At 33.5% G+C, this 13880-nt stretch carries 12 protein-coding genes; 2 read left to right on the top strand and 10 right to left on the bottom strand.

The window, feature by feature from the left end; genetic code table 11:
• Positions 1-51 precede the first annotated feature (51 nt).
• From GC105_RS12375 to acpS, 3 genes are all read right to left on the bottom strand, one after another.
• A complete protein-coding gene (locus GC105_RS12375) occupies positions 52-987 on the bottom strand; it encodes an NAD(P)/FAD-dependent oxidoreductase (protein WP_152805238.1) in 936 nt (311 codons plus the stop codon).
• A 2-nt stretch (positions 988-989) separates the two neighbouring features.
• Positions 990-1214 (bottom strand): sulfurtransferase TusA family protein, encoded by a 225-nt coding sequence (locus GC105_RS12370; protein ID WP_193708412.1) that lies wholly within the window; start codon positions 1212-1214, stop codon positions 990-992.
• A 175-nt stretch (positions 1215-1389) separates the two neighbouring features.
• Positions 1390-1773, bottom strand: coding sequence for a holo-ACP synthase (gene acpS / locus GC105_RS12365; protein WP_152805234.1), 384 nt, complete (start codon positions 1771-1773; stop codon positions 1390-1392).
• A 146-nt stretch (positions 1774-1919) separates the two neighbouring features.
• Between acpS and mreB the strand changes: the two genes are divergently transcribed.
• Entirely contained in the window at positions 1920-2978 is a 1059-nt protein-coding gene (mreB, locus tag GC105_RS12360; protein WP_152805232.1) for a rod shape-determining protein, read from the top strand.
• An 88-nt stretch (positions 2979-3066) separates the two neighbouring features.
• On the opposite strand, the gene pgmB is transcribed toward mreB, so the two are convergent.
• The 7 genes from pgmB to GC105_RS12325 are packed head-to-tail and all read right to left on the bottom strand — an operon-like array spanning position 3067 to position 11127.
• Positions 3067-3723, bottom strand: coding sequence for a beta-phosphoglucomutase (gene pgmB, locus GC105_RS12355; RefSeq protein ID WP_152805230.1), 657 nt, complete (start codon positions 3721-3723; stop codon positions 3067-3069).
• A complete protein-coding gene (locus GC105_RS12350) occupies positions 3710-4597 on the bottom strand; it encodes an alpha/beta hydrolase (RefSeq protein WP_152805228.1) in 888 nt (295 codons plus the stop codon). Before GC105_RS12350 ends, pgmB begins: the two co-directional genes overlap by 14 nt.
• A gap of 38 nt (positions 4598-4635) precedes the next feature.
• Positions 4636-6342 (bottom strand): glycoside hydrolase family 3 protein, encoded by a 1707-nt coding sequence (locus tag GC105_RS12345; RefSeq protein ID WP_152805226.1) that lies wholly within the window; start codon positions 6340-6342, stop codon positions 4636-4638.
• The gene (locus GC105_RS12340; protein WP_152805224.1) at positions 6339-7337 is read right to left on the bottom strand and encodes an ABC transporter permease; all 999 of its coding nucleotides are present in this window, start codon (positions 7335-7337) and stop codon (positions 6339-6341) included. The genes GC105_RS12345 and GC105_RS12340 overlap by 4 nt, the downstream gene beginning before the upstream one ends.
• A gap of 57 nt (positions 7338-7394) precedes the next feature.
• Entirely contained in the window at positions 7395-8552 is a 1158-nt protein-coding gene (locus GC105_RS12335) for a sugar ABC transporter substrate-binding protein (RefSeq protein WP_152805222.1), read from the bottom strand.
• Between the two features lie 21 nt (positions 8553-8573).
• Positions 8574-9533: an ABC transporter permease gene (locus tag GC105_RS12330; protein WP_152805220.1), complete on the bottom strand. Its 960-nt coding sequence runs from the start codon at positions 9531-9533 to the stop codon at positions 8574-8576.
• A gap of 10 nt (positions 9534-9543) precedes the next feature.
• Entirely contained in the window at positions 9544-11127 is a 1584-nt protein-coding gene (locus GC105_RS12325; RefSeq protein WP_152805218.1) for a sugar ABC transporter ATP-binding protein, read from the bottom strand.
• A 208-nt stretch (positions 11128-11335) separates the two neighbouring features.
• Between GC105_RS12325 and GC105_RS12320 the strand changes: the two genes are divergently transcribed.
• The gene (locus GC105_RS12320; protein ID WP_193708410.1) at positions 11336-13837 is read left to right on the top strand and encodes a GH39 family glycosyl hydrolase; all 2502 of its coding nucleotides are present in this window, start codon (positions 11336-11338) and stop codon (positions 13835-13837) included.
• Positions 13838-13880 lie beyond the last annotated feature (43 nt).

Below are 13880 nucleotides of genomic sequence, written 5' to 3'. Positions count from 1 at the left end.
TTGAAGCAATTCTTAAATGCAACAACTACCACCTAATGCCTAATTTATCCTCTAAGATATACTATTGATATATTTTCTAATCATAAAAGCAGCTATTGCTCCATCAGATGTTGCTGTGGTCAGTTGTTTTAGAGCTTTACTTCTTACGTCTCCTATAGCATAAATACCTCTATGAGATGTTTCCATTAAATCATTTGTAACAATTGCACCTTGATTATCTAATTCTAAAATTTCTTTACATATATGGCTATTGGGGCTAAAACCGATAAATTCAAAACAATATTCACATGTTATTTCATTTAACACATTAGTATTTACATCTTTAACTATCACTTTTGATAAGTGAACATCACCTTGAAAAGAATATATTTCTTTGTTCCACAAAATCTCAATTTTATCTGATTTAATAAACCTAAGTTTTTCCTTATCAGAACAATCGAATTCTCCAATAGGGTTTAAGCTTATAATTAATACTCTGTTACAAAATTGAGATAAATATATGCTCTGATCGATAGCTGTATCACCAGTACCTACAACTATCACATTTTTATTTTTAGTCTCGGTGGCATCACATGTTGTGCAAAATGAAATGCCCTTACCAATGAACATATCTTCATTTATAGCTCCAATTTGTTTAGGTTTTCCACCTAATGCTATAATAATTCCATAGGTTTCATATACAGAGTTATTGGTTTCCACAATTTTAATATCACTTTTATCATAGATTTTGTTGACTGTTTCAAATTTCACCTTTACTTGAGCTTCACAAGCTTGTTGGTAAAATCGTTCCATTAGTTCTATACCACTTACTCCTTGTGGAAACCCAGGATAATTACCAATATGATAACTACTATTTGCTACTCCACCTACAAAATTTTCCTCTAAAATTAGTGTACTTAATCCACTCCTTCCACAGTATATTCCAGCAGATAAGCCAGCGGCACCACCGCCAATAATTATCACTTCGTAAGCTACTGAATCGCTCATTTTTATACTCTAATGGTATATCTCATATCATTTATACCTAATTTTTCTATCTCAACATGGTATCCTCTTTCTTCACAGAGATTACGAACTTTCTTTAAAGCACAATGATTATCTGTGTTTAAGACTAAAACATCGTTTGTGTTCATATAACTCAATTCCTTTATAGTTTTTGTTAATATAGGGGTACATCTTTCATCGTATAAATTTAATGTTTTTATATTCGCCATTTTATACATCCTTTCATGGAATCATTTATACAATTTAATATATTCTAAAATAATGTCTTTGTTTACTATCAATTTTGTTCATTACCGCCACTTAGCTCATTACTTCGCGATAAAAAAAAGAAAAGTGCCTTGACAACCACTTTTCTATATTTCGTATTTAAATTTCTAGACTAAACTAACTACTCGCAAATGTAGCAATTGCATTTGCAATTGCATAATCTTTGCTATGTGAGATTGATAAATATATATGGTTTATTTTATTTTCTATAATAATTTTTTTTGCATTATGGTGTAATACTACCTCTGGTTTATTTAATCTATTTTTTACTATTTCAATATCTATGAGGCGATACTCACGAAAACCAGTCCCTAGCGCCTTTGATACTGCTTCTTTTGCAGCAAAATAACCTGCTATATTTTGATAATTATTTTTTTTGGAAGCAAAATACTCTAATTCTATAGAAGTAAAATACTTATCTAAAAACTTAGGATGTTTAGATACAACCTTTTCTATTCTATATATTTCAATAATATCAATTCCTGTTCCAAAAATATTCATGTAAAGTCTCCTTCTAAAATAATATAATTATAACACTATAATATCTCAATTAAAATAAATCCCTCTTTTTAATTTAAAATTTAATAAGTTTTTAAAAATAAGGGAAAATAATATTATTAATATTTATTTGAAAGGACAGAATTAATATGGGCAAGCTCATTGCAATAGATTTTGGCACATCTAACACTTTGATATATACAAAAGGAAAAGGTATTATTTTTGAAGAACCTTCTGTAGTAGCATTAGATGTAAATACTAAAAAAGTATTGACTGTAGGCAAGGAAGCTGAACAAATGATTGGCAAAACTCCTACAAATATTAAAGTAATTAAACCATTAAAATACGGTAGTATTGACAAATTTGATATAGCAATTAAAATGTTAAAAATGATGATTGACCGAACTAAAGAGGGTAATAAATTTTCTAAAGCCTTTTCGAAAGCCAGTGTTTTAGTTGGCGTTCCAAGTAGTATTACTCAAGTTGAAACTAGAGGAATAGAAGAAGTTATCTACGAATCTGGCGCTAAGAAGGTCGTTCTTGTAAAAGATGTTATAGCTGATGCTGTTAGTTTAGGAGATAATGTTTATAAACCAAGCATCTCATTTATTGTAGATATTGGTGGTGGTACAACCGATGTAGCAGCAATAGCTCTAGGCGGTATACTTTCTGAAGAGTCTATTAAAATTGGAGGATATGATATAGATTTAGATATTATCCAATTTATTAAAAAAAATTACAATGTGGAGATTGGTGAATTAACAGCCCAATCACTGAAGATTGACCTTGCAGATGTAATGTTAAGTGAAGATTATTCTATGGATATAGTAGGCCAAGATCTAGCAAGTGGTCTCCCTGTTCACATAGAAATAACTAATAATGAGATTTTCAACGCTATTCGCGTAACTGTAGAAAAAATGATAAGTACTATTAAAAAGGTAATAGAAAACTGTCCTCCTGAAAGTGCATCAGATATTTTATCTAATGGCATTACTCTAGTAGGTGGAGGTTCTCGTTTAAAAAACATCGATAAATTGCTAGAATCAGAACTAGGTATTTCTGCCAATATAGTAGCTGAACCAGAATACGCAACGATAAACGGATTAGGTATTATGCTTGATCATATCGATTTAGTAAGTAGTATGGTATTAGAATACAGTACTAGAGAAATTATAAATACTAAAACACGTAGTAGCACAAGCGATTAAAAGCTTGTGCTCTACACTAAAAATTAACCGATATTAGTATTTACAATTTGCTAATTATACAACCGTTTTTTAGAACAACTAGGGCTTGTTAATTAGCAAATACAATATTCATTATCTGAGAGAAATCACGTAGTGGATACGTGGTTTTTGGATAACTCATTACCCCACCGATTCCTGCGGTATCAAAGCCACCTGCTGTTCCTGCCTCAATCCCTGATATTGCATCTTCAACCACAAGGCATTGTGAAGGTTGAAGTCCAATCATCTGGGCAGCTTTTAGAAACACTTCCGGATTAGGTTTACTTTTAGTTATACTGTTACCATCTACAACTACATCAAAAAAGTTGCCAAGCCCAAGTCTCTCTAGAATAAGACCTGCATTTTTGCTGGATGACCCAATAGCAAGCTTAATTCCCGCTTTTCTAAGGGTATTCAGAGCTACTCTTACCTCATCAGATAAATCAAATGAGTTGATATTATTAAGAAGTTCTTTGTATCTTTGGTTTTTCTTGTCTGCCAGAATAAGTTTTTCCTTATCAGTAAATTTTCTTTCACTTTTTTCAAGAAGGATTTCCAAACTTTCCATTCTAGAAACACCCCTTTGTCTGTTATTATCTTTTGGGGTGAAATTATTTATATCAATTTCTTCGGCAATTGCTTTCCAGGCTTCATAATGATATTCATCAGTACTGCATAATACTCCATCTAGGTCAAATATAATTCCAAGATATTTATTTGCACTCATTTCTATTTTCCTCCAGCCAGAGAAGTGACAGTCTTACCCATTCGCTTAAATGGAATTGGGATAGCATAGATTTATCAACTACAACTGCATCACTTGTTCCCTGTCCATGAGGACCTCTTCCAAAAATATGCATTTCATATGGCACACTGAATTCGCGAAGTTTTGACGCAAATCCCCATATATCAGATGGGTGAATTAAAGTATCCTGATTACTTCCCCAAATGAATGATTTTGGAGTTTTTTCACTAACATAATTAAGAAGATTGAAATAATCTTTTTCATCTTCAGTTACATCCATTTTACCAGCAAGAATCTGAGTTATATCCGCTCCACGCAAATCTGGCATAAGACCTTCATCCATCATTTTTATAATTTCAGGAGAAACTGGATCCCTGTTCCAAGGCTTAAGTGTGATTGCCGGGTATCCAAGTATTAAAGAGTTAGGTTTAATTTCTTCTTCTGTTGCATTTATGTCATCCAGTAGAAATTGATGATTATAAAAAACACCTATGCTAGCTGCAAGATGACCGCCAGCTGAAAAACCCGCAACTGTAATATCATCAGGATCAATATTCCATTCTCTTGCATGTTCTCTAATCAGCTTAATTGCAGTAGCAACTTCTGTAAGAGCTTTTGGAAAAGGATTCTCTATCCTTACAGAATAATTGAGTACAAAAGTACAATATCCTTCCCTTGCAAATGCCAGTGCAACCGGTTCACCTTCATTTTCTGATACAAACTGATATCCTCCTCCCGGGCAAACTAATATCGCTGGTCTTTTAATTCTTCTAAAATCAAACTTATCCTGCTGAAGTACGTATGAAGTCAATGTAGCCTCACTGTTTTCCAAAAGTTTATATGTATTATTTATCATTCTATGTTCTCTCCTATAATTTCAATTACTGTGATTTTTTATAATCTTGTATCCCACTTCCCACAAAATGGATCAATAGGTGATTTTCCTGTAAATTCACTTCTTCCAAAAAGTTTATCGACGAGCAGTTCAAGAGTATAATCATTTCTGCTATAACAGTTAATAAATGTCCTGATTCTAGGGACATCCAGAAGGTGATATGGATTTTCAACTGATACAAATACTGTAGGAATAGAATTTATATAAATCGGGCAGTTAATTCCCATGGGATTCATCCATTCGATACGAACAGTTGTCTGATTTGACTTAGTTGCTATATTTGCTATATATAGCATGAGATCATATTCTTCAACCATTTCCATGTAACTTGTTTGTTTACCTTCCAGTCTCTCACCAGGAACAAATTTAACTGTATTAATTCCTTCTTTCTTAAGAAGTTCAATCAGTCTGTCTGCTATTCTAACTTCTCTGCCATATCCAAGGGCATTTTCACCGCTTTCTAGTTCATAGACGAGAATGTTTTTTATTGTTTTATTATCTAGGGGAAGGATATTATCAAGATTTTTAACAAGTGTTATGCTTCTATCACTTACTTCTCTTGCAATTTTTTTTGCATGATCGGATGACAAAACTTTTTCTGCTTCTTCAATTTTTGGTATATTATCAGAAGCGTGCAGTTTTATTGATGCTTTTAACGCCAGTATTCTCATAACTGCTTCTTCAAGTCTTTCCTGTGAAATCACTCCTGACTTAACACCTTCCATCATAAACTGGTAGTCTTCATCGAGATTTTTTGCAAAGAGAAACATATCACATCCAGCTGCAATTGAATAAGGCACCAGAAGATCTCTTTTCATTGGAATGTTCATTCCTGCCATTGTTGTTGCATCAGTTATTATCAGTCCGTTGAAACCAAGTTTATCTCTAAGAAGTCCTCCTAAAAGTTCTTTTGACAGGGACGCTGGTAGAATATCTTCATCTCTTAACTCAGGATTGAAGAATTTTGAATATTCAGGTTGCATAATATGACCTACCATTACAGTTTTCGCACCTTGATCAATCAGCGTTTTATATATTTCTCCATAACTCCTATCCCACTCTAAACATTTCATATCATTAATTGATGTTAGGAGATGTTGATCTCTTTCATCGACTCCATCACCAGGGAAATGTTTTATGGACACACATACATTTTCGCTCTGGCATCCTTTGATATATTCAGACGCCATGGCTAGAACCGTTTTGAAATTACTTCCATATGTCCTTGTATTTGTTATTGGGTTTCTGAAATTATAATCAATATCAACTACCGGTGCAAAAGCATAATTTGCACCTACACTTTTTGCTTCAACTGCGCAGATATACCCAAGTTCATAGGCATATTTTGTATCATTAGTTGCTGCAACTGCCATCTGCGAACCTATTTTTGTACCCTGAGTAACAATCCCATTTCCACCGGCTTCAAGATTTGCTGCAATAAGCATAGGAATATTGCTGTTCCTCTGTAAATAAGCAACAGATTCAACGACATGGTCCTTATCCATTACCCTACACATTAGTCCACCTACTTTAAGATCATTAGTAGCATGATTTAGATAATTCTTATCTGTCGCAGGACCAGTGAGAAAAAACAGCTGACCAACCTTCTCATCTAAAGTCATATTTTCATATGTTTTTTTTACCCATTGAATGTCACTATCAGATAGATAAAATGGTTTTTCTGACAGAATATTATAATTAGTCATATAGTCTCCTTACTTTTTGGTTTTTGAAAGAATTCAATTATTTTATTCTGGTTAGTTGTATACGCCATAATCAAAACAATAATTACACCTGTGATTATTGTTACAATGGCTCCATCTATTCCAAAACTTACAAGACCGTAAGTCATTACATTCATTCCTAAAGAACCTATGAATATTCCCCACGGCAGGCAAGAATATCCAGCTAAAAACAACCCAATTAAAACTGGTCCCATTGAAGAGAACATAAGCGTAGTTGAACTAAGATTGCTTGCTGCTGTTACTTGGGATATATTTGCATTTAATAATGCAGCCACGCCTAATAGCACACCTACCAGAACGTATGTCTGGACAATATTCTTTTTTTCGTTTACGCCAGCATTTATAGCTAGTCTTGCATTACTTCCTAGAGATTTAATATTGCTTCCGAATCTTGTTTTATATAAGAGAATATATACCATTACCATTATTACTGCTAACAGAATATAACACCATGGTGAACGTGATAACATAAGTAAATTATTCATGTATTCAGGTGATGCATTAAATACATTTGCTCCATTTCCACCATATACAATACCTGTAAGTGCTTCATAAACCATAACAATACCAAGTGAAACAATCATGTTTGGTACTCGTAAGGTTAAATATACTGCAGCCTCAATTAACGCAAGGATGACACACAAAATAATGCAAAGGCCTAATATACCGAACACATTAAGTTGTATACTCATTCCAAGGTTTATTCCTATGATTCCACCAAGAGTTGCTATTGTTCCAGGTGCGAAATCCCATCTTCCTCCAGATAGCGGTATTGCTATAGCCATACCGATTGAGCATGAAAGCACACTGGTTCTAAAAATATTTGAGGTAATATATGTACTAAAGAAATAGTCTTGATTTGTAATTAAAGCCACTATTGCAAATGCTGCCCACATAACAGCAGGAAAAATTAGTGTTTTTAGATACCCTATAATTTTTTTACTATGTTGTTTCATAAACCTGACTCCTTTATATGCTGCGGGAACATAGTTCCCGCAGATGTGGATAAAAACTTATCTTGCTGCTTTTACTTGTTCAACTGTACGTGAACTTAATTCATTAAGATCTTTTAGTGTTGCGCTTGAATTTTCACTGAGTAACACTTTTTTGATTTCATCTGCTGTTACAGCACCCTTGCTCATTCCATCACTACCTCTACCAAATGCATAAGTTACAAAGTCATCAATAGAGTCTTTATCATAAATAGGATAACCTGCAACACCGTTTACTACCGTTACGTCGCCTTCAGTTATATTAAAGCTTCCATCTGCCGAATCTGAATATTCCTTTCCTTCAAATGCATTCATAATTCTTACAAATGATGATGCAAAACTTTGGATATAGCTATTTGTACCACCTGCAATAAGCGTTCCTGCTTCTAGAAGTGCTTTTGCCGAATCATTATAACCTAATGCGATAAGTTTTACGTTTGGATGATTGTTCTTCAGTTCTGGATATACATAGTCAAGACCTGATGACATACCAAATATTACCTGAGTATCAGCTGAAATTGCATTTGCAGTTGCTGTCTGAACATCAGCAGGTGTAAATCCAGTTGAAAATACAATATCTGATACTGTAAAATCTCCAGCTGCTTCTATTTCTGATTTAAATGCCCCATATATTCCAGGAGCTTCAACAAAAGCGAATTCAGGGAATGATACACCACTTACATTTGTATATTCGCTGTTAATGAATTTTTCTGCGTATGCTTTTCCAAGTGCTGCCTCATCTCCTCCAAACTGCATAGTTCCACCTATAAAATAATCGCTGCTTACATTATTTGCATCTGATGGCGAAGCGAAATCAAGAGCAAGTACATAGTAAACTTCTGCTGATTCACATGTCTGAATTGATGATTCAAGACTTGTATCGTATCCACTGATAATTGCTGTGCAACCAGCAGAAATTAGATTTTCAACGCTATTAATGTGGGCGTCATCATTATAATCAGTAGCTTCATAAACAAATTCTACATTAAAATTTTCTTCAAGATATGTACAGTATTCTTTTGTATTCTGTCCCTGGTCATCATTATAGCCATACATAATTACACCAATTTTAACTTTTTCACCACTTTCTGCCCCTTCGCTATTATTGCAGCCAGTAAATGCAAAACTTCCAATTACCAATACTAAAGTAAGTACTACTAAAACAACTCTCTTTTTCATTAAATAAACTCCCCTTTTCTTTTATCTAGGCATTTCTTTTACGTTTTTGCTCTGTCTGAGTGTAGCAAATACAATAACAAGGAAAATAATGCCTCGAATCAACGATACATATCTTGTTGGTACACCCGACATTGTCATTCCATTTGAAAGCAGCCTGAATGTGATTGTTCCTATCACAGCAGCACTAAACTTAGACTTTGATCCTCCAGCTAATGACATTCCTCCAAGAATTATTGCTACCATTATGTCCATTTCTATTCCACTTCCGATGTTCTTTGTAACTGACCCTGCCCTTGCAAGTGAAAAAATCGAAGCAATACCTACGCATGTACCTGCTATTGCTGCACAAATACATTTTGTTTTTTCAATCTTAATACCACTCTGTCTGGCAGATACCGGATTATCACCTATTGCTATTGCACCTTTACCAATTTTAGTAAAAGAAAAGATAATCCAGGTTATTACTACAATACTTACGGTAATCACTATCTGCAGAACAGGGTCAGTTTTAAATTTCTGCAAGATGCTGTAATTATTTAATGATATTACTGTACTTGGCATCAAAGAACATACATATGTAATAACGCCTCTGGCCATAAACATTATTGCAAGTGAAGCAATTGTTGATACAAGGCCAAATTTTATAGAAACAAATGTACTGAACAAATACAGCACAATTGAAACAATAACTGAAACTATAAGTGCTAGAGGTAGCGAATCTGTACTGTTTAATATTAGCGCAGACAACATTGCACATAATCCTATAACTGCTCCTGAAGCAATATCTATTGAGCCATTTGCAAACATGAAAACAACTCCAGAGCTTACTATCATAAGAGGTGATATCTGACCTATTAATGTTTTCACATTATATGATGAAAAAATATTTCCTCCAGTAATAATTCCAAATAGCAGAATTACGAATAAAAGGCTTGCATACTGAATTATTGTTCCACGATTTTCCTTAATAAATTGAAACATACTTTCCTCCTTATATCATGAACTCAATAATTTTGCTATCCGAGATATTATCTTTATGTTCAAACGTCTTTGTAATTTCGCCATTTTTCATGATGCATATCCTGTCACTCATTCCAATGAGTTCGCTTAACTCCTCTGAAATAATCATAATGGCATAGCCCTGCTGTCTCAAGTCATATAGTAGTTGGTACATTGTTGTTTTTACACCAATATCAACACCACGTGTCGGACTATCAAATATCAATATTTTTGAGTCATTTCCAATCCATTTACCGAAAGAAATCTTTTGTTTGTTCCCCCCGGAAAGCTCTTTTACAAGCTGCTTTTTTGAAGAACACTTTATATTTAGCGTTCCAATCTGTCCCTCAGCGAATTTTCTTTCTGCAATGGGCGATATAAATCCAAACACTTGTAATTGGTCCAAAGCTGAAAGTGTAAGGTTATCCGCCACACTGCTCTCAAGAATTAATGTTTCTCTGTCTCTATCTTTTGATATGTATCCAATTCTCGACTCAAGTGCATCATTTACTGACTTAATTTCATATATTTTGGTTTCATTTGGAGTTTCAAAAGTTTTTTTCTTTACTTTAGATATGTTTTTTCTCAACTTCTCACCAATTGTCAGTTTTCTTGTAGCCCTGGCTGTAACCAGCCCTTTTGTTAGTGCATCCATTCCAAAACATATTCTTCCCAATTCATGAATACCACTTCCTGAGAGTCCGCCAATTCCAAGTATTTCACCTGCGTGAAGATTAAGATTGATGTTCTTAAGTCTATCTGTTGAAGCATCATCTATTTTCAGTAATACCTCTTCTTTACAAGGTGTAGAAAAGTCGTTTCTGTAAAAATTTCCTTTAATCTCACGTCCAACCATTGTCTGCTTGATTCTGTCTTCATCAAATTCTTCTTTTTTCATGGTTGCAATCAAATTCCCATCCCGTAGTACTGTAAGCGTATCACATACCATCATTAATTCAGGAAGATCATGAGAAATAAAGAGCACTGCTTTTCCATTGTTCTTAAGGGTATTCATTATTTCGTAAATCTTTATTCTTCCATCCTGTGATAATGCTGTTGTTGTTTCATCGACGATAAATAGCTGTGGATCATAATAGAGTGCTTTTGCAATTTCTATTATTTTTCTCTGCTCGAAATTATACATATCGATGTTATCAGCTGCACAGATATCCGAAACACCTATCTTGTCCAATGCTTTTTGTGCTTCATTTACCATTTTCTCATTGTCAATAAAACCCATCTTACTGAAACCCTTTTCACTTCCTAGAAAAATGTTTTCTGCAACAGTCAGATGATCTATTGTACCTGCTTCCTGTACAATCATCGATATACGCATATCATGTGCATCTGCCGGTGATGAGGGCTTATATCTTGTCCCACCAATATAGATCTCTCCCGATGTAATAGTATATATGCCACTTATCATAGATGATATTGTTGATTTTCCCGAACCATTCTCACCAATTAAGCCTCTTATTTCTCCCAGGTAAATATCCATATTAACTTCGTTGACAGCCGTTACATCCCCAAATTTTTTTGTAATCTTACTTGTTTGTATAAATAGTTTTTTGTCCATAATTAACCTTTCAACAAACTGTTTTTTTTGATAATATAATTATATACACATCAGTTTATTTAAACAACGGCATTACTTGTCAACGTATATTAAAATTTTAATATAGTTTTTTATTTCTGTGTGTTTTTTTTAAATTTGATTGCAAAATATATAATAATAGTATATAAAAATGTATATATATATTAAATTTTTGATCCTTGGAGGAAATATGGCTACTTCACATGAAATAATTAATTACCCTGAAAATATTCCAATGACACTTTTTATTAATTCAATTGGAAGCGTGGGAAAACATTGGCATAAGTCAATAGAGCTATTAATAGTAATAGAAGGGATTGTGTCACTAGTTGTAGGCGGAGAACAAATTAAACTTGGTGTAGATGATATTTTTCTTGTTAATTCAAATGAAATACACGATCTTAATTCAGAAAACGCAACACTTATTGCTATTCAAATCAAACTAGAAATGTCAAGAAATGTACCTGCAGAATTTGAGAATACACATTATCGTTGCGACAGTTCACAGGATACCAACACTGCACGTTATAAAAATATTAAACAAATCGTTGCAAGGTTTCTTAAGCTTAACCTTGACGGTGGCAAGTATATAGAATTAATGAACGAATCGCTTTTTTATAATCTTATATACGAGCTATATGCTAATTTTTCTGATGGAAAACTTATTCACCAGGATGGTGCCTTTAAACAGCTTAACCGACTCAATGAAATACTTGCAATAATCAATAGTGAATATCATACAAAACTCTCACTACAGAGTATTGCAGCTAGAGTGCATGTTACGCCCCCATACCTTTCTAAATTTTTTAAGGAAAGCATGGGTATTTCCTTATCAGAACATATCAAGGCAATAAGACTTCGTTATGCACTTAATGATCTTTTGTACCTTGACTATTCTATTGATACCATAGGGCAAAATAACGGTTTCCCAAATTCACGTGCTTTTGTTAGTGCATTTAAAGAAAAATATAATATGCTTCCAAGCACCTGGAGAACGCAGAATTCCAAAAGAGGAATAGTTTTTACTCCTACCAACAAAGATAAATCAATCAACTATTATGAAACAGATTCAGTCACAATGCACCGTGCGCTTCTTAAATTTATTAATACACATATAACTTCAACAAATTCTGTAACTCCTGTTGACCAGACTGCAGAATATACATATCAGATTCAAACTGATGATGTAATTATCAACACTATTACTGAGAAACGTTTTATGGGTGTAAGTCGCGCAAAAGAGCTACTATATCAGCCTGTCCGTGAACAATTGGTTGAAGTCCAGCAAAAAATGCATTTTGACTATATCAAGATGCACAGTATTTTCGAAGATGGTCTGTATGTTTATTCAGAAACAAAAGATGGCAAACCTATATATAATTTTAATCTTGTCGATCAAATACTGGATTTTCTTGTTTCAATACACCTAAAACCTCTACTGCAGCTATCCTTTATGCCATACGCACTTGCTTCCGTAAAGAACAGACGAATGTTCAGTGATAATATTATTGTAAGTGAACCTGAAGATATCAACAAATGGAATTCACTGGTATGGAATTTTACCACCCACATAATTGAAAGGTACTCTCTTACTGTTGTAAGAACATGGCTTTTTTCTGTATGGAATGAGCCAGGAACCGCAAATCAGATGTTTGGATTTAATACAGACGAGATATACTACAATCTGTATAAATCATCTTATGATACAGTCAAAAGTATTTCAGAAGATCTGTGTTTTGGTGGTCCTGCTGCCTTTTCTGCTTATGGAAAAAATGACGACTGGCTTATTAATTTTCTGAAATATGCTACTGAAAATGAATGTAAGCCTGACTTTGTAAGCATTCATTATTATGATATTGATTTATCAGACAATTTTTTCATGAATAAAATATATGACAATGAATTGTGGTTATCATCTAATAATCATTCATTTTCATTATATTTAGATCAACTTCATCCACAGCTTGATTCAACAGGATACAGTGACGTTCCTTTATACATTACCGAATGGAATTCCACAACATCACATAAGGACCCTTTGTCAGATACATGTTTTAAATCTTCATATGTAGTAAAAAACATTCTTGATGTTATTGGTAAAACTAATGGAATCTGTTATTGGCTGTTAACTGATCTACATGAAGAAAATCTTCTGAGTCCGAATACATTCCATGGTGGGCTTGGCATGTATACATTCAATAATATAAAAAAGCCTGTATACTATGCTCTTGACTTTCTATACAGGCTAGAAACTGAAATAATATACAGTAATGATGGAATAGTCGTATCTTCTACAAATGATGGTTATAAAATTCTACTTTATAATTATCATCATTTTAGTTCAACGTATGCAAAGGATTTTGGAATAAACACATCATATACTGACAGGTACTCAGTTTTCCCAAATAAGGGAAAGTCAACTGTAAGTATTCAGTTCCCAGAATTAAAAGGAACATATTGTGTAGTTCAGGAATATGTAAACTGCCAAAATGGCAGTTCCTTTGATAATTTTGTGAAGATGGGTGCTATTGAACCCCTTTCCTTAGTAGAAACTGAGTATTTGCGTAATATCAGTGTTCCAGGCATAAGTAAAAGCATCGCTGAGTTTCCAGATAACCAGCTAAGTATCACGATGATGCCTTTCGAAATAAGATTGATAACATTAAAGAAAAAATACAATTTAACATCGTAAGCTGAAACAGTTCATACTAATAGAGTAACTGAATATCAGACAT

It is taken from the genome of Alkalibaculum sporogenes, assembly GCF_009362815.1.
GTDB classification, from domain to species: Bacteria; Bacillota; Clostridia; order Eubacteriales; family Alkalibacteraceae; genus Alkalibaculum_A; species Alkalibaculum_A sporogenes.
Note: the sequence above shows the minus strand (reverse complement) of the source record. Positions and strands in the feature narration are given on the sequence as shown.